Origin of the sequence: Microbulbifer agarilyticus S89, from assembly GCF_000220505.1 — a bacterium.
Taxonomy (GTDB): Bacteria; Pseudomonadota; Gammaproteobacteria; order Pseudomonadales; family Cellvibrionaceae; genus Microbulbifer; species Microbulbifer agarilyticus_B.
Window position 1 is genome coordinate 90,278 of record NZ_AFPJ01000030.1, and the last position, 17,162, is coordinate 107,439.

General features: G+C 57.4%; 13 protein-coding genes. 4 read left to right on the top strand and 9 right to left on the bottom strand.

The annotated features are described in order from the left end of the window. Positions 1 to 27 precede the first annotated feature (27 nt). The 5 genes from AS89_RS0109160 to pgi are packed head-to-tail and all read right to left on the bottom strand — an operon-like array spanning position 28 to position 6,604. Complete coding sequence (locus AS89_RS0109160) at positions 28 to 657, bottom strand: bifunctional 4-hydroxy-2-oxoglutarate aldolase/2-dehydro-3-deoxy-phosphogluconate aldolase (RefSeq protein ID WP_010132250.1); 630 nt, start codon at positions 655 to 657, stop codon at positions 28 to 30. 59 nt (positions 658 to 716) lie between these two features. Continuing rightward, on the bottom strand, positions 717 to 1,427 hold the full coding sequence (pgl, locus tag AS89_RS0109165) for a 6-phosphogluconolactonase (protein WP_010132251.1): 711 nt from the start codon (positions 1,425 to 1,427) through the stop codon (positions 717 to 719). 46 nt (positions 1,428 to 1,473) lie between these two features. After that, positions 1,474 to 2,931 (bottom strand): glucose-6-phosphate dehydrogenase, encoded by a 1,458-nt coding sequence (gene zwf / locus AS89_RS0109170; RefSeq protein WP_010132252.1) that lies wholly within the window; start codon positions 2,929 to 2,931, stop codon positions 1,474 to 1,476. Positions 2,932 to 2,991: 60 nt separating this feature from the next. Next, a complete protein-coding gene (gene edd / locus AS89_RS0109175; protein ID WP_010132253.1) occupies positions 2,992 to 4,824 on the bottom strand; it encodes a phosphogluconate dehydratase in 1,833 nt (610 codons plus the stop codon). A gap of 46 nt (positions 4,825 to 4,870) precedes the next feature. Then, positions 4,871 to 6,604, bottom strand: a complete 1,734-nt coding sequence (pgi, locus tag AS89_RS0109180) for a glucose-6-phosphate isomerase (RefSeq protein ID WP_010132254.1) — start codon at positions 6,602 to 6,604, stop codon at positions 4,871 to 4,873. A 444-nt stretch (positions 6,605 to 7,048) separates the two neighbouring features. Between pgi and AS89_RS0109185 the strand changes: the two genes are divergently transcribed. Beyond that, positions 7,049 to 8,095: a LacI family DNA-binding transcriptional regulator gene (locus AS89_RS0109185; RefSeq protein ID WP_010132255.1), complete on the top strand. Its 1,047-nt coding sequence runs from the start codon at positions 7,049 to 7,051 to the stop codon at positions 8,093 to 8,095. Positions 8,096 to 8,246: 151 nt separating this feature from the next. Here the strand turns inward: AS89_RS0109185 and AS89_RS0109190 are convergent, their stop codons facing one another. The 4 genes from AS89_RS0109190 to nagK all read right to left on the bottom strand — a co-directional run bounded on the left by AS89_RS0109190 (position 8,247) and on the right by nagK (position 12,900). Then, entirely contained in the window at positions 8,247 to 9,578 is a 1,332-nt protein-coding gene (locus tag AS89_RS0109190; protein ID WP_010132256.1) for a sugar MFS transporter, read from the bottom strand. A gap of 69 nt (positions 9,579 to 9,647) precedes the next feature. Further along, the gene (nagA, locus tag AS89_RS0109195) at positions 9,648 to 10,775 is read right to left on the bottom strand and encodes an N-acetylglucosamine-6-phosphate deacetylase (protein WP_010132257.1); all 1,128 of its coding nucleotides are present in this window, start codon (positions 10,773 to 10,775) and stop codon (positions 9,648 to 9,650) included. 43 nt (positions 10,776 to 10,818) lie between these two features. Beyond that, positions 10,819 to 11,862, bottom strand: a complete 1,044-nt coding sequence (gene nagB-II, locus AS89_RS0109200; RefSeq protein ID WP_237709661.1) for a glucosamine-6-phosphate deaminase NagB-II — start codon at positions 11,860 to 11,862, stop codon at positions 10,819 to 10,821. An 87-nt stretch (positions 11,863 to 11,949) separates the two neighbouring features. Beyond that, positions 11,950 to 12,900 (bottom strand): N-acetylglucosamine kinase, encoded by a 951-nt coding sequence (nagK, locus tag AS89_RS0109205; protein WP_010132259.1) that lies wholly within the window; start codon positions 12,898 to 12,900, stop codon positions 11,950 to 11,952. Between the two features lie 455 nt (positions 12,901 to 13,355). Here nagK and AS89_RS17265 point away from each other — a divergent pair, with 455 nt between their 5' ends. From AS89_RS17265 to AS89_RS0109220, 3 genes are all read left to right on the top strand, one after another. Further along, positions 13,356 to 14,711: a substrate-binding domain-containing protein gene (locus tag AS89_RS17265; RefSeq protein ID WP_010132260.1), complete on the top strand. Its 1,356-nt coding sequence runs from the start codon at positions 13,356 to 13,358 to the stop codon at positions 14,709 to 14,711. A 58-nt stretch (positions 14,712 to 14,769) separates the two neighbouring features. Beyond that, positions 14,770 to 15,639 carry a DUF6279 family lipoprotein gene (locus AS89_RS0109215; protein WP_010132261.1) on the top strand — a complete coding sequence of 290 codons (870 nt, stop codon included), beginning with the start codon at positions 14,770 to 14,772 and terminating at the stop codon, positions 15,637 to 15,639. A 211-nt stretch (positions 15,640 to 15,850) separates the two neighbouring features. Further along, positions 15,851 to 17,125, top strand: coding sequence for an aminotransferase class I/II-fold pyridoxal phosphate-dependent enzyme (locus tag AS89_RS0109220; protein WP_010132263.1), 1,275 nt, complete (start codon positions 15,851 to 15,853; stop codon positions 17,123 to 17,125). Positions 17,126 to 17,162: the final 37 nt, after the last annotated feature.

Sequence of the window (17,162 nt, forward strand, 5' to 3'; positions counted from 1 at the left end):
GGACTTCTCAAGTCCGCTCAGGCTAAATCAGCCTTTTAACTGGGAGGCCTCTTTCGCGAGACGCGTGATCTCGGCCCAGTTCTTTTCAGCTACCAGTTTCGGGGCTGCCATCCAGGAGCCACCAACACAAACGACGTTGGACAGGTTCAGGTAGTCCATTGCATTCTTTGGCCCAATGCCGCCGGTGGGGCAAAACTTAACCTGGCCCAACGGGCCACCGATGGACTTCAACATCGGCACACCACCGGCCGCTTCCGCCGGGAAGAATTTCTGGTAGCCATAGCCACGCTCCAGCAAGCGCATCACGTCTGAAGGATTAGCGGCGCCCGGCAACATAGGCACGGGGACATCGGCAGCGGCATCCAGTAAAGACTCAGTGGCACCCGGGCTCACCATAAAGGTCGCGCCAGCGTCCACGGAGCGACGAATGTCCCCTGCATTCAATACGGTGCCGGTTCCCACGTGGGCATCCGGCAGATGCTTGGCGATTTCTTCTACCGCCGCCAGTGCCGCTTCCGTACGCAGAGTAACTTCCAGCACGTTCAAGCCGCCCTCTACAAGCGCCTGAGCAAGCGGCAGTGCATCGCTCACCTTGTCGATCACGATTACCGGCACTACGCCAGCCTGTTCCAGTACGGGTACAAGAGTCTCTTGCATGGTCAATTCCTAAAACTCGCCTAATTCGTTGTTATTTAAATGGCCAGAGGCCCGCTACATTAAGGTGCCCAGTACACAGTGACCGGTTTCGATCCCTGCTTGAGAATGCTGCGCACTGGCATTTCCAGCACGTCATCGCCCAGCAGTGCCTGGCGATATACTTTCAGCTTCTCTTCCCCCGAAATCAGCAGCTTGATTTCCTTTGCCTGCAGAATTGCCGCAAGGGTCAGTGTCATCCGCTCGGTGTGCACCCCCGTGACTGCGCTTTGCTTGGCCGTGATGGCTTTACACAGCTTGTCGCTTTGCGGGTCGAGCGCCTCTTCCAGGCCCTGCGCATAGGGAAAGAAAGAGGCGGTGTGCCCATCATTCCCCATCCCCAGCACACACACGTCAAAAGGACGCGGCAACTCTTGGAAGGTGCGTTCACAATCTGCCTCGCCCTCCGCAGGCGTGGCCGCGGCATTTTTCATGCCCAGGCACGGGGCCTTGGCGGCTTCGTTCTGCAGCAAGGTATTTGAGATAAAAGCCAGGTTGCTGCCCGCTTCATCTTTTTCGACCCAGCGCTCATCCACCAGCGCGACATTGACCTGCTCCCACGGCAGTGGGCGACGGGACAGTTCGCGGTAGACCGGCTCGGGCGAGCTACCGCCACTCACCAGGAAGGTCGCCTGACCATTCGCTTTAATGCCTTCATGCAGCGCCGCTGCACACTCATTGGCAAGCGCCAATGTCAGGCGCTCTCTATCTGCAAAAAACTTTTCTTCAACCATGTCTTGTGACCGATTTTGAAATGAATACTTTCACTGAAGATGTTGATTAAGGGTTAAACCAGTGGTGACCGCTCTCAGCCAACAATTGGTTGGACGCTTGCGGCCCCCAGGTACCGGCACGATACAGCTGCGGCTGGTTGTTGGTTTCGCGCCAGCGATCCATGATTGGATCAACCCACGCCCATGCCGCGGCAACTTCGTCGCGGTGAATAAACAGCGCTGAGTTATTCGCCGCTGCATCCAGCATGAGGCGCTTGTACGCATCACTTTTGAAACTGTCGTAGGTGTCAGACAAAGTCAGGTTCAACTCAACCGGTTGCAGCTCCATGGTGAGGCTATCCATTTTCTTCGCCATTAACACCAGCTTGATGCTCTCTTCCGGTTGCAGGCGAATCACCAGGCGGTTTGGCAGTACCTCACCCGCTTCTGGCTGATACACACTGTGGGAAACGTTCTTGTACTGAATGACAATTTCCGCACAGCGCTTTTCCATACGCTTGCCGGTGCGCAAATAGAACGGCACACCGGTCCAGCGCCAGTTGTCGATATGTGCACGAATTGCGACGAACGTTTCTGTTGTGCTATTCGGCGCTTTCAATTCTTCCAAATAACCCGGCACCAGCTCTGTACCCAAACCGCCGGCGACATATTGGCCACGTACGATATTCTGATCGACGGCATCGTCAGTCAGGGGGCGCAACGCTTCCAGCACCTTGATCTTTTCGGAACGGATGTTTCGCGCCGACATACTGTTGGGCGACTCCATCGCGATCAGGCACAGGAGCTGCAACAAATGGTTCTGTACCATATCCCGCATTGCACCAGTGTCATCGTAAAAACCGGCACGGCCTTCGAGCCCCACCGTTTCGTTGATACTGATCTGGATATGGTCAATCGTCTTGGCATCCCACAGGTGCTCGAACAGCACATTGCTGAAGCGCAGCGCCAGCAGGTTCTGGACTGTTTCCTTACCCAGGTAATGGTCAATCCGGAAAATACTTTCTTCGCGGAAGTACTCAGCGATTTTGCTATTAATTTCGTCGGAGGTTTTCGCGTTGTAGCCCAGCGGCTTCTCTACAACAACGCGGGAATTTTCGTGAATCAGACCTTTTACAGACAGGTTTTCACAGCATGGGCCAAACACGGCCGGCGGGATCGCCAGATAAAACAGGCGGGTGCGCTCGATGTCGTTACCCAACAGGTCGACCAGTAGATCCCATTGCTCATCGGGCTTGGAGATATCCAGAGCCACTGCGCGCAGCATCGGGCTGAAGGCTTTCCAGTTTTTGTCGGAGTACTCACCATCGCGCAGGTGGGTTTTCAACGCCTGCTGTGCGGTTTCCATGTAAGCATCGGCATCTTCCGGACGTCGACATACCGGGAGAATGCGGGTGCCTTCGTCGAGACCACCTTCGATAAACGCGCGGTACAGCGCGGGGATCAATTTGCGCAGCGACAGGTCTCCGCCGCCGCCAAACAGTACCATGTCGAATGCTTTTGCCATTGTTCTGCTCTCAAACAAAGACGCGGGTACCTGCATTGGCAGACCCCGCGTAAATTTCAGTTAAAAAAGAATGCTGCCGCCGGTTTCCGCGCCGCTCGCAAGCTTGCGCATATTGACAAACAGGTCGCGGCCCATGCCGGTATCGTTGCCGGACAAGTCGCATTCCGCTGGCGACCTTGCCGCCAGCTCTTCATCACCTACATGTACTTTGAGAACACCAGCTTCCGCATCGAGCTCGATGAGGTCGCCGTCTTGGATCTTGGCAACCATGCCCCCTTCCAGAGCTTCCGGAGAGAGATGGATTGCCGCTGGCACCTTGCCGGAGGCACCAGACATACGGCCGTCGGTAACTAGCGCTACCTTGAAACCACGATCTTGCAGAACGCCGAGCGACGGCGTCAGTTTATGCAGCTCCGGCATACCGTTCGCTTGTGGGCCCTGGAAACGCACCACCGCAACAAAGTCTTTTTCCAGCTCGCCCGCTTTGAACGCATCCAGAAGGTCATCCTGGCTATTGAATACCACTGCTGGCGCGGTCACTTTCAGTTGCGGGGATTTCAGTGCAGACACCTTGATCACACTGTTGCCGAGGTTGCCCTTCAGCAACTGCAGGCCACCGTGGCTTGAGAAGGGATCGCTCGCCGGACGAATAATCTCCGGATCGCCGGACTCCTCTGCGGTCGGTCGCCATACCAAACCAGTCTTGTCGTCATTCAAGAATGGATCGTAGGTATAAGACTCCATACCCGAGTCACCGAGCACAGTGCTGACGTCATTGTGTAACAGCCCGGCGCCCAGCAATTCACGAATCAGGAATTGCATACCACCCGCAGCCGCAAAGTGGTTGATGTCGGCGGTACCGTTCGGATACACATGACACAGCAACGGCACTACTTCGGACAATTCCGCCATATCCTGCCAGGTGATCTGAATGCCGGCGGCACGCGCCATCGCAATCAAATGCATGGTGTGGTTGGTGGAACCACCAGTGGCGTGCAGGCCGACAATGCCGTTCACAAACGCCTTCTCGGTAAGGATCTTGGCAATCGGGGTGTAGTTGCTGGGCTCAGAGATCTGCACCAGCTGCTTCACGGCGGTGTGATTGAGCGCGTCGCGCAGTTCCGTACCCGGATTAACAAAGGAACTGCCCGGAAGCTGCAGCCCCATGATTTCCACCAGCATCTGGTTACTGTTGGCGGTGCCGTAGAAGGTGCAGGTACCGGCACTGTGATAAGAAGCACTCTCTGCTTCCAGCAGTTCCTTGCGGCCGACTTTGCCTTCGGCATACAGCTGGCGCACGCGCACTTTTTCCGAATTTGACAGCCCGGTGGGCATTGGGCCAGCGGGAACAAATACCGCAGGCAAGTGGCCAAATGACAAGGCACCAATAACCAGGCCCGGAACGATCTTGTCGCAGATACCGAGATACAGGCCGCCATCGAACATATCGTGGGACAGGGAAATGGCCGTAGCCATGGCAATCACGTCGCGGGAAAACAGTGACAGCTCCATGCCGGGCTGGCCTTGGGTCACGCCGTCACACATTGCCGGCACACCGCCAGCAACCTGTGCGGTGGCACCATTGCGCAGCGCCTCCGCCTTCAGCATTTCCGGGTAGGCGCCGTATGGCTGGTGCGCAGACAACATATCGTTGTAAGCGTTAATGATGGCCAGATTTGGGCCCTGTCCGGACGCGATCAGGTTTTTGTCGTGATCGCTGGAGGCCGCCATTGCGTGCGCCAGGTTGCCGCAGGCCAGATTGTGCCGCGCCCGGCCTTTGCCCTGCGCGCGCTCAACCTGGGCCAGATACTTGGCCCGGGTTTCTTCACTGCGGCGAATGATCCTGTCGGTCACCGCCTGTATGCGACTGTTTACCACTGTTTGGTTTGCCATTTTTGATCAACTCTTCGTTTTTTTATCGGCCCGCCGCACGTTGTTGTTAAGCCTGTTCTCCAGCAGACTCAGCCACCGCAACTTCCGGTAGCTCCGTGGACATAACCGCGCCGTTCTTTTTTCGGCGGTAGTATTCGATCAGTTGAGTCGTGGAGCTGTCTTCGCCCGACAAATCTCCCGCAGCCAGTTTTGGCTCCAGTTTGTTCGCCAGACCCTTACCCAGTTCCACTCCCCACTGATCAAAAGAATAAATTTGCAAAATCACACCCTGCACAAAAATTTTGTGCTCATAGAGTGCAATCAGCGCTCCCAGTGATCGGGGGTCCAACTCCTTTAAGAGTATTGTGTTACTTGGCTTTCCACCCCTGTGCACTTTGAATGGGGTGAGCCTTTTTATCTCTTCTTGCGACAGCCCCTTGGCTGTCAGCTCGTCAGTCACTGACTTGGCATCCACGCCATTCATCAGTGCCTGGCTCTGGGCAAACATGTTTGCCAGCAAAATCTCGTGATGGCCGTCGAGGTCGTGCCCGGGTGCCACGCTGCCAATAAAGTCGGCTGGCACCACTTCCGGGCTCTGGTGCAGATACTGGTAAAACGCATGCTGCCCATTGATCCCCGTTTGCCCCCAGATCAGAGGGCCGGTGGGGTAATCCACCGCCACCCCGGCGCGGGTGGTGGATTTGCCGTTACTCTCCATATCCGCCTGTTGCAGATACGCAGGCAACATATGCAGTGATTGCTCGTAGGGCAGCACGGCGTGTGCCGGATAACCCATAAAGGTGCAATACCAGACACTCAGCAGCGCCATGATCACCGGCGCATTGGCTTCCAGCGGTGCCTCGCGGAAGTGCTTATCCATGCTCGCAGCGCCATCTAACAGCGCGCGGAAATGCTCAAATCCGCAGGCGATCGCAATTGGCAAGCCGATGGAGGACCAGAGTGAAAAGCGCCCCCCAACCCAATCCCAGAAGCGGAAGGTCCGCTCCGGCAACACCCCAAACTGTTGCGCCTTATCGGGGCTTGAAGTCACGGCGGCAAAGTGCTGCTGCAACAGCGCCGCGTCAACTACCCCCGGCATTGCCCGCCGCAGCCACTCGAGCGCGCTGCGGGCATTGGTCATTGTCTCGCTGGTCGTAAACGTCTTCGACGAGACAATGAACAGGGTCGAATCGGCATCCAGGCCGGCCAGCACATCCGTGAGCTGGGTTCCATCCACATTGGAAACAAAATGCACTGCGACATCGCCCTTCCGGTGGGCTCGCAGCGCTTCGATCGTGGTCTGTGGCCCGAGATGGGAGCCGCCTACCCCGAGATTGACTACATCGGTAAACCTTTTACCCCGGTAGCCAGTCAGGTCGCCATTATGTAGTAAAACTACAAACTTTTTCAAGCGCTCTAATTCCGCCTCAACCTGGGCCGTGACCGAGCACCCACCTATTTGGATGTCGGCCTGTAAGCCGCCGCGCAGTGCGGGATGCAGCACTGCCCGGCCCTCTGTCGCGTTGATCGGCTTACCGGCAAAGAAATCTGCGCACCAGCGGGGTAACTCGGCCTCTTCTGCCAAGCGTAATAAATTTACAAAAACCTCTTGGTCGAGCAGGTTTTTCGAGAAATCCAGTAAGAATTCCGGCAGTTCGAGTGAAAACCGCGCGGCCCGCTGTGGATCAGCGGCAAACAGGTCCTTCAGCGACGTCTGCTTGAACTCTGCAGCCTGCGCCTGCAGCGCCTGCCAGACAGGAGAATGTGAAAGAGGTTGGGAGGAAGAGGTGTCAGAGTGCATAGCGATCCCCGGAAAGTGGCGCCACCTGTGGGGCTGCGGGCGCCGGTTATTGTTTTTTACCCGTGCGGCTCGCGCCTCTCACCCACCCTGGACGAGAATCAGCAAGCCAAATGACAACGCTGTCAAATTGGCGAGAGAGTCACATAGTTGATGAGAGCTGTCAATTGAGTTTGTAGTTTTTTTCCACAACAACTAACCCGTGAACGGATCTTGGCCAGCCAGCACTAGCGCGCCCCTTACCCTGTACTTACGCGATAGTTGCGCGGTATTTGCACAGAGGTGCCCCAGAAATCGCGCCGGTACAACTCGGGCAGAGCAGCAGCAGACCAACAGCAGAACAATAAGAGCAGGAAAACGAAAGCGTGAATGAATGTTAGGCCATCGTCGCGCAGCGCGGAACCGGTTAAACTTGCGGGTTAGGCAAAGACAAGGAAATCGCCCGACATGAAAAGCACCATCAATGACGTGGCCGCACGAGCCGGGGTGTCAATCAAGACCGTCTCCAGGGTAATCAACAATGAGCCCTCGGTACGGCCCGCCACCCGCAAGAAAGTGATGGATGCGGTTGAGGAGCTGCACTACCAACCAAACCTGGCAGCCCGCAACCTGGCGGGCACTCGCAGTTACACCATTGCACTGATCTACGACAACCCGAACGCCTACTACGTCATCGACATGCAGAACGGTATTCTCGAGGCGTGTAAGGCGCGTGGCTACGAGCTGCTGATCCACCCGAGCAACTCTAAGTCCGACACGGTTTACGACGAGTTGCGCGCCCTGGTAGAGCATTCCAAGGTTGCCGGCGTGGTGCTTACCCCGCCCTTCTCCGAAACACAGTCGGTCATTGATCAAGTGAGAAAGCTCGGCCTCGACTATGTGCGCATTGTTTCCAGCGGTGCGGCCGAGGGGGACGAAGAGAACTGTATTCAGGTCGACGATACGGCAGCAGCCTTCGATATCACCAAGCACCTGATCGAACACGGCCACAAGCGCATCGGCTTCCTGTCCGGTGGCGAGGAGCACGTTTCCACCCACGGCCGTCTGGACGGCTACAAGCAGGCGCTACAACAGGCCGGTATCAGCCTGGCCCCGGAACTGGTGGTCCCCGGTGAATACTCTTTTGATTCGGGTGTCGCCGGCGCCAAAGCGCTACTGGAAAGTGACAACCCGCCCACCGCCATCTTCGCCAGTAACGACGAGATGGCTGCAGGCGCACTATTTGCCGCGCGCCTGATGCATATCGAGATCCCGGAGCAACTCTCTATTGTCGGCTTCGAGGACAGCCCCTTCTCCCGCCAGACCTGGCCCAAGCTGACCACAGCCCACCAGCCCAATAATGAAATCGCCAAGTGCGCAGCCGCGCTGGTACTAAATAAAGCACGCAGCAAAGGTGCGGCAGAAAGCGCAGCGGCTAACAAGGAAGCGGGCATTACCAAGAAGTTTGTCCCGGAGCTGCTGGTGCGCGACTCTACCGGTGACTCCCCCAGCTAATCCCCCTCCCTCTCGATTACTAGTTCGCGCAAAAGCGCAATAGCTTTTGCGCGAATCCAGGCAAAAAAAAGCCCTCACTAGGAGGGCAAAGATGACGAGAACCAAAGAGAAAACATAAAACTGACTGTTGCGATGGCAACAGCGGGAAGGATTACTTCCAGCTGCGCATCTTGTGCCCTTTCAGAGCGTAGAAAAGAATAAACAGGTAAGCCGGGATGGCGATGGCGTACGCCAGCTGGCCGTCACCGGTATCGGCAAAGTGGCCGTACAGCGGCGGCAGAATCGCACCACCGGAAATACCCATAATCAGCAGCGCGGCACCCTTGGAGGTGAATTTGCCCAGACCATCCAGCGCCAGCGGCCAGATTGCCGGCCAGCACATGGCGTTGGCAAAGCCCAGCAGCGCTACAAAGTAGACCGCGTTGGGAATCTCCGGCAGGCCGAAGATCGCCAGGGTTGCAGAAGACATCACGGTGCTCTCGAGAGAGCCGGTCATTACCGCAAGGGTGAACAGGATGCCCAGCACGGCAGAGATCAACAGCGCTGTCTGCTGGCTAATAAAGCGCGGGATCGCCACGGTGCCCCACAGGTAACCCAACACCATAAACACCATGGTGTAGGACGTGAGGACGGCAGCCACCGCAGTATCCAGCCCCGCCTGCTTACCCAGCAGACCGATAGCATCACCGGCAATCACCTCAACGCCCACGTAGAAGAACAGCGCGATAGAGCCCAGGATCAGCTGCGGGAACTTCAGCAGCGCAGGCAGGTTTACCGCCATCTCTTCCTGGCCTTCGATGGCTTCATCTTCGATATCTGGCAGCGGCGCAAACATCATCGCAATCGCCAGTACAAATCCAAGTACTGCCATGCCGATATACGGGGAAACCAGCTGACCTGCCAGCTCATCCAGCTTGGCATCTTTTGCAGTGGCGGTAAGCGCGGCCAGTTCTGCATCGCTTACCCCACTGATGCCGGACATTACCAGCGCCGCAAAAACCAGCGGCGCAACGATACCGGCACCCTTGTTCAGCAGGCCCATGATGCAAATGCGCACCGCCGCCGTTTCCGGAGAGCCAACCTTCACCACGTAAGGGTTGGATGCGGTTTGCAGGATGGTAAGACCCGAGCCCACCACGAACTGCGCGAGCAGGAAAATGCCGAACATGCGGCTGTATGCCGCCGGGATAAAGATCAGGGCACCCACCGCAACCAGGGCAAGGCCCAGTGCCATACCGGTTTTGTAGCCGGTACGCTCGATGATCGCGGCCATGGGCAACGCCATCACGGTATAGGCAATATAAAAGGCGGAAGCCACGAGCATGGCCTCAAAGGCACTCAGCTCACAGATGGTTTGCAGGAACGGAATCAGTGCCCCATTCAGCCAGGTAACAAAACCAAAAATGAAAAATAGCAGGCCGATGATTACCATCGGCAAAACGCTGCTACGCGTCTCGCTCTGGCTAATAACTGCGGTATTCATAGAGTCACCTTTAATTATCGTTATCTAGCGTTAAAAAAATCGTCATCAACTTTGTATACAGGCAGATGGTCAGTCTGCGGAAAACACTTCCTGTCCCCTGATCCAGGTTTTGCGTACCTGATGATCATCGTCCAGCAAAATCATATCGGCCGCGTGCCCCTCGGCAATACGCCCACCATCAAAACCGAGGAACTGGGCGGGATACAAGCCCGCCATGCGCAAGGCTTCGCTCAGCTCGACCCCGCACCAGTCGCAAATATTACGCACCGCACCAATCATATCCAGGTGCGAACCGGCCAGCTCGCCGGTCGTCGAGGTCAGCTTGTCGCCATCGCGCGTCACCACACGATCGAACAACGGAAAGCTCATTTCGTCACTGCCAACCAGTGACATCGCATCGGTCACCAGCATAATCTTGCCGCGCGGCTTGGCTTTCAATGCCAGCGTCATGGCTTCTGCACTTACGTGGTGGCCATCGGCAATCAAGCCACACCAGCAGCCGTCGCTAATCAGGGCAGTGCCAACCATGCCCGGATCACGGGAGTGCAACGGGGACATGGCGTTGTATAAATGGGTGAACCCGGTCGCGCCAGCAGCAACCGCTGCCGCAGCGGTCTTGCCATCGGCATTGGAGTGCCCGAGGCAAACCTTCACGCCCAATGACACCAGCTTGGCGATATCTTCCGGGGCCACATTTTCCGGCGCCAGGGTCACCACCTTCAGGCCGAGATCGTCGCGGGCGTAGATCGCCAGCTCCTCGTCACTGAGTGGACGGATAAACCGCTCCTCGTGCGTACCCTTCTTCGGCGCACTCAAATGCGGCCCCTCAAAGTGCACACCCAGCACACCGGGTACGCCCTCTTTCAGCGCAGCACTCACCGCATCCGCGGCCTTCTGCATTACGTCCACCTGATCGGTAATCAGGGTGGGCACAAAGCCCGTGGTGCCGAAACGCGCGTGCGCGGCCGACATCTTGCCCAGGGCATTCACGGTGGTGTCGTTGTTAAACAGGGCACCGCCGCCACCGTTCACCTGAACATCAACCAGGCCCGGCGCCAGCAATCCGTGCAAACGTGTGGCATCGGCAACGGGCGCTCCCCCCAGAGAAACAATCTTGCCGCCGTCGATGGTAAGCGCCACATCCTTGCGCAGCTGTTCGCCATCAAAAAGCTGTTCGGCGATATATGCCTGTGCCACTGTCGTGCCCCGTGTCCTGGATTGCTGCAATTAAACGGTAAAATTAAACGGTCTGAGTCACTTTCTTCAGACCCGCCGGCTCGTCCGGGTTGATACCACGGCTTACCGCCACATGCGCGACATCAATATAGAAGCGCTGCAGCAACGCTAACGGCGCAACACGCGGGTGCACGCCTTTGCTCGGCACATGCAGGTTAATCAGGGTGCCGCCGCGACGGATAATGTCAGCGATCTGCTCGCTGTGCGCCTGGTAGGATTCATCTTCAATCGGCACATTCACCACGGTGAGCTTTTGCTCCACCAGGGTTACCGGGCCGTGCAGGAATTCCGCGCTGGAGAAAGACTCGGCGTGCACACTGCACACTTCTTTCAGCTTCAGTGCCAGTTCGCGAGTGATGCCATAGCCGGGGCCGCGGCCCAGTACAACCAGGTTCTTCACCGCAGCCAGGTCCTCGGGGCGCAGCTGCACATCGGATTCAACCGCATCGGTAAGGGTCTGTGGCAGCATCTCCACGCCGGCCAGCAGCTCGGCATCCTGCGTCCAGTTGGCAACCAGCTGCAGCACTGCAGACAGGGTGCACAGGTAGCTCTTGGTGGCGGCAACCGCCAACTCCGGGCCAGCCTTCAGCGGCACAACCCGGTCAACAATATCTTTGATCGGCGCAGACTCATCATTTACCAGCGCAATGGTGTAGGCACCGGCGTCTTTCGCCATTTGTGCCTGCGCGAGGATGTCCGGGCTGCGGCCGGACTGGGAGATGACGATCACCAGCGCATCTTCCAGCTTCAGTTTCTTGCCATACACGCTGGACACGGAGGGCGCTGCAGCGAACGTCGGGGTGCCGGTCTCAATTTCGATCAGGTACTTGGCAAATACACCCGCGTGATCAGAAGAGCCACGGCCGACGATCATCACGAAACGCGGCGGCTTGCTGCGCAAGCGTTCACCCAGCGCCTGCATGATCGGCGCATTGTTTTTCAGTTGCTCTGCAACACGGCTCGGGGCTTCACGGGCCTCGGTTTCCATTACAGTCATTGCCATAGAAGCGTCCACCTTTTTGGCCTCACCAGAGGTCACTGCACTCATAAAATCTATCCGTAACTTTTATCTGACCGTGCCTTCAGGCTCTCTTGGGCCTGCCGACAACCTGTGTGTTCTAACGACTGGCGGCGCTCATCCAAAGAGCGCTTTGTTCTCAACCTCATCCGCCGGGCCGGATTCGCTGTTGCCCAGGGCTGCCAGAGAGTGCTGCGCAAAGTACACGCAACCCAGCTCAGGTGGATCCAGCGGGTCGGAAACCTGTTCCGCAACGTGCGGCTTCAACCACGGCTTAAGGCGCGGTGCCAGGCCGCCAATCATGGCCAGACGAGGAGACTTGCCTTCCATCAACTTGTCTGCAAGATCACTGATGTAGGCCGCACCATCACGCATGATCGACACAGCAACCGGGCAGTCTGCCTCGGCACACTCCACCACGGGCACGGCGAGTTTGGCGTACTGGCTGGATGGCTTGCCGGCCATCATTTCGATGACGTCGTAGGGATCGCTGGTGTCGAGCGCTGATTCCAGCTCGCGCTTGAGCATGGAGTCTTCGGCGAGCCCTTCCATTGCCATCAGCAGGTACTTCACGGCCTCCATACCCAGCCAGGCACCACTGCCCTTGTCGCCGTGGGGAAAGCCGTGACCACCGATAATTTCACTGCGGCCGTTGACCCAGGAGTAACCGACAGAACCGGTGCCAGCAATAATGACCGCGCCGTCGCCGCCACGATGGGCGCCCAGGCACGCGGAGTGCTGATCGGTGGTGAGGAACATTTGTTTGAACGGATGCGCCCAGGCATTCATCTCGTTGTAGAGACGCGGCATATTAAGCCCGGCAAGGCCAACACCCGCCACCAGCTCACCGAGGGTTTCTGCCGGCAGGCCGGCATCGGTCACCGCCAGGGCGGCAGAGCGCACGATTGAATCAATGGTTTGAGCGTAACCATGAAGGGGGTTTGCAGGCCCGGAGACCCCGGTACCAAGCAGGCGATTGTCGGCATCGAAGATGGATGCGCGGCATTTGCTGCCACCGCCATCGACCCCAATAAAGAGTATGTCCCTGCTGTCTCTCAAAGCAACCATCTAACCGGCCCCTAAGATTTCTATTGTTATGTTTCCTGACCGGACCTCCCCACTGCATGTTCTGCACCCCAGGGGATTCCGGTGAGACGCCAGTGACGCCTGTACCAATTTGTCTATGGAAATAGTACTAGACAAATGACAGCGTTGTCATGCCTTTTTTAAAAAAAACCCAAAGATCTCTTTCATTATATCCCCGCCTATCTCGCTGCTTGACGATAAATCCGTCGATCTCACCCAAAAGGGTTAGGCAAAACAGCCCCTCGCCACAGGAAACACCAACCGCTATATCGCGTGCGCACTCGGCAAAGCCAGCAAAACTGTGCACTAGCGCAAGTTACTTGCAATAAATCGGTCACACTTTTTTGCGATAAAGCGCGCGCCCGTCATCCGTTACGCGCAAGTGTTGGCCGTGCGGGTCGAATTCCGAACAGCAGAATGAAGTGATAGGAAACAGAATGGAACTCGGTCAGACACACAAGGAGAATTTTTCCGCAGCAGCTTTGTTGTTTATGGCGGCGCTGGCCAGCCTGCTGCCCACCTGCTGCGCAGAAGCCGCCGATAACGAGTCGCGAGTCCTGTTCCGTATGACCGGCTCGAATACCGTCGGCGCAGACCTGGCTCCGGCGCTGGTGAAGCGATACCTGCATTCCCTGGGCGCCACCGACATCAATCAACGCACCCGGGGAGAAAAGCACTGGATCGACGCCCGCCTGCAAAACGAGCCGGTCGTGGTGCCGATTATTGCACTGGGCTCCAGTACGGGCTTCAAGGCACTGAATGGGGATACCGCCGACATCGGCATGGCCTCACGCCGCGTCAAAGCGAAAGAAGTCGCCATGCTGGCCCGCTTCGGCGATTTTACCGGCCCCCAAGCGGAGCACGTGATCGGGCTGGATGCGCTGGTGATCGCGGTGCACAGGGACAACCCCATCAAGCGACTGAGCCTGGCGCAACTGGCACAAATATACCGTGGTGAGATCCGCAACTGGGCCCAACTGGTCGGCAAGGACTTGCCCATCCGCCCACTGCACCGAGACATTGAATCCGGCACCCGCGCCACGTTCGACACAGAAGTGTTTGGCGGCAGCCGCCCGGCCAAACCCTTTGTCTACGAAGTGTCTGGCAACCATGAGACGCGCGGACTGGTGTTACGCGACCCCGCCGCGATCGGCTACCTGCCATTTGCCGATGCGACAGGCTTGCATAAGGTTGCGATCAAGTCCGGCGAACTTGCGGCCGTCGTTCCCGACCGCGGCATCATCGCAACCGAAGACTTTCCCCTCACCCGCCGGCTGTACCTCTACCGCAATCCCGGTCGCTATAACCCGCAGGTGGACGCCTTCCTGCACTTCGCAGAGTCTCACGCCGGCCAGCAAATCGTCGAAGACATTGGCTTTATCAATTTGACGCCGGTTGCCCTGCAGATGGCGCCATTTGCGAACGCTCCGGCGAATTATCGCGCGCTGATGGAAAATGGGTCACGCCTCAGCATCTCGTTCCGCTTTGCCAATGGCAGTACCGAGCTCGACAACCGCGCCCTGCGCGACCTGCAGAGATTGCAGGATTTTATGACGGAAGAGGAAAATCGCGACCTATCGCTGACGCTGGTGGGTTTTTCTGATCGCAAATCCAATGAAACCATTTCCGACCTGATTTCCCGCTTCCGCGCTCTCAAGGTCCAGGGCGCCCTACTGCGTGATCACCAGATGGGAGACAGCAAGATCATGGCGGTGGGTGCGTTCGCGCCGCTGACCGCAGACCGCCAACAGGGGCCGGTAAAAAACAGCCGTGTGGAAGTTTGGATTAATTAGGCGGCCCTTTAGCACATAGCCGATGCGGTGGCGCGGCACAGCAACTATATTTAACGCCATGACCACCGCAATCCAGCCGAACAGAACCAACACCTGTGCACGCATCACCACCTTGTTGCTTGCCCTGCTTCTGTTGTCGTTAGCGGGATGTTCCAGTGTGCGCCTGGTGTACGGTCATCTCGACTGGTGGATGGACCGCACGCTGAATAAATACCTGGACCTGGATGGCCCACAAAAAGAGCTCCTGTCCCGACGGGTCGACGAATTCCACCGCTGGCACCGCCAGACGCAACTACCGCGCTACGCCGACTATATGGAACAGCTGGCGACTCAGGTAGATTCTCCCGACGTCAGCCCGAAGAACCTGAAAAAAATCGAAAAGCAGGTGGATGACTTCTGGCACTCTTCGGTAGTGATGCTAAGCGACCTGCTACTGCCAATCCTAGTGGAACTGGACGACAACCAAATCAACCAACTTGCGGAAAACGCGCGCAAGGAACGGGAAAAATCGCTAAAGAAATGGGATAAGTCTCAGCGCAAGCGTGAGAAGCAGTTTCGCAAACAGGCGGAACGCTGGCTCGGTGACCTCACCGCGGAGCAGCAGGCCATGATCGATAAACAGGTGGCCGAGACCTCATTTAATCCCGCCAGCCGTATCGCGCAGCGCGAGCTCTGGACCAATACGTTTCTCGACACCTTGCGCAACAAACCGCAAGGCTACGAAAGCAAGCTCCGCAAATTATTGATCGACCCACAAACCCTGTGGCCCGATGATTACCGGCAGATGCAGGATGCATTGCGCGACCAGGGGAGAACGCTGGCCACCGGTATTTTGGAAAGCACCACCCCCGAGCAGCGCGCCCACATGCAAGAGACCCTGCTGGAATTTGCTTCCGACTTCCGCCACCTGGCGGCACAACAACACTGAACTGCAACAGCCCCGAGCCCCGCCAAATAGCACTGAACAGACATTGCTACAGTCCGTTTCAGCTGCAACAAATTTTCTGCCGAATACCCGCATATTTTGGCGTTTTTCCTGTAAATAATTTACAGAAAACATGACGGCTTCCACCCACTGCTGATAAGCTCCCGCTCCGAATTAAATCGCCAAATATTTTGGATAGAGAAGAGGAAAGTCCGTGCGTATCGAAACCGCCCATCTCGACCAGCTGCAACAGTGGGAAAAAGACCTGGAGCAACAGTACCAGCGAATTTGCCAGCACAACCTGAGCCTGGACCTGACCCGCGGTAAACCGGCGGCAGACCAGCTTTCCCTTTCCGACAGCCTCGACGGTATTCTGACCGGTGATTACCGCGCCCCCGATGGTACCGATACCCGCAATTACGGCGGTCTCGAAGGCATCGCGGCAGCCCGTGAGCTGGGAGCGGATATCCTGCAGGTCCCGTTTGACGAAGTACTCGCCGGCGGCAACAGCTCACTGACCCTGATGTACCACGCGGTACTCACTGGCTACCTGTTCGGCTTTGCCGGCAACCAGCCGTGGAAAGACATGCGCGCGCCCAAGTTCCTGTGCCCGGTGCCCGGCTACGACCGCCACTTCACTATTTGTGAGCAGCTGGGTATCACCATGGACACCGTGCCCATGACCGCCACCGGTCCGGATATGGATGTACTGGAACAGAAGATTCGCGAAGACGACCAGGTCATTGGCCTGTGGTGTGTACCCAAATTCTCCAACCCCACCGGCGTCACCTACGACGAAGACACCGTGAACCGCCTCGCGCAGCTGGCCAAGATTGCCAACCCGGGCTTCCGAATCTTCTGGGACAACGCCTACGCGATCCACGACCTGGACCATCAGGTAACCTTGCCGAATATCCGCGAAGCCGCACTGAGCAATGACACCGCCGATTCGGTGCTGCAGTTCGCCTCTACCTCCAAGGTGACCCACGCCGGCGCAGGTGTGGCCTTTGTCAGCGCAAGCCCCGCTAACCTGGCCTCCATTAAGCACCAGATGTCCGCCATGACCATTGGCCCCGACAAGGTAAACCAGCTGCGCCATTCGCGCCTGTTCCCGGAGCTGACCCAGCTGAAAGAACACATGCAGAAACACGCAGAAATCCTGCGGCCGAAGTTTGCCTGTGTGCTCGAGCATCTGGACAAAAACTTCACCGATACCGATCTCGGCGAATGGGAAAAACCACAGGGCGGCTACTTTGTCTCCTTCAATACCCGCCCGGGGGTTGCCTCTGAAGTGATTCGCCTGTCCGCAGAAGCGGGGGTCAAGCTGACCCCGGCCGGCGCCACCTTCCCGTACGGCAAAGATCCGGAAAATACCAATATCCGCATCGCCCCGAGCTTCCCGCCGCTGGAAGAGCTGGACACGGCCATGTCGGTTTTCACCCTGTGCGTGAAACTGGCCACTGTACGCAAGGCGCTGGCCGACATCTGATCGCCCAACGCATGCCCATAAAAAACACGACAATACG

Excerpts from the sequence above, each read along its gene's own strand:
- AS89_RS0109160 (WP_010132250.1), bottom strand. The coding sequence starts at position 657 with ATGCAAGAGACTCTTGTACCCGTACTGGAACAGGCTGGCGTAGTGCCG.
- pgl (WP_010132251.1), bottom strand. The coding sequence starts at position 1,427 with ATGGTTGAAGAAAAGTTTTTTGCAGATAGAGAGCGCCTGACATTGGCG.
- zwf (WP_010132252.1), bottom strand. The coding sequence starts at position 2,931 with ATGGCAAAAGCATTCGACATGGTACTGTTTGGCGGCGGCGGAGACCTG.
- edd (WP_010132253.1), bottom strand. The coding sequence starts at position 4,824 with ATGGCAAACCAAACAGTGGTAAACAGTCGCATACAGGCGGTGACCGAC.
- pgi (WP_010132254.1), bottom strand. The coding sequence starts at position 6,604 with ATGCACTCTGACACCTCTTCCTCCCAACCTCTTTCACATTCTCCTGTC.
- AS89_RS0109185 (WP_010132255.1), top strand. The coding sequence starts at position 7,049 with ATGAAAAGCACCATCAATGACGTGGCCGCACGAGCCGGGGTGTCAATC.
- AS89_RS0109190 (WP_010132256.1), bottom strand. The coding sequence starts at position 9,578 with ATGAATACCGCAGTTATTAGCCAGAGCGAGACGCGTAGCAGCGTTTTG.
- nagB-II (WP_237709661.1), bottom strand. The coding sequence starts at position 11,862 with ATGAGTGCAGTGACCTCTGGTGAGGCCAAAAAGGTGGACGCTTCTATG.
- nagK (WP_010132259.1), bottom strand. The coding sequence starts at position 12,900 with ATGGTTGCTTTGAGAGACAGCAGGGACATACTCTTTATTGGGGTCGAT.
- AS89_RS17265 (WP_010132260.1), top strand. The coding sequence starts at position 13,356 with ATGGAACTCGGTCAGACACACAAGGAGAATTTTTCCGCAGCAGCTTTG.
- AS89_RS0109215 (WP_010132261.1), top strand. The coding sequence starts at position 14,770 with ATGACCACCGCAATCCAGCCGAACAGAACCAACACCTGTGCACGCATC.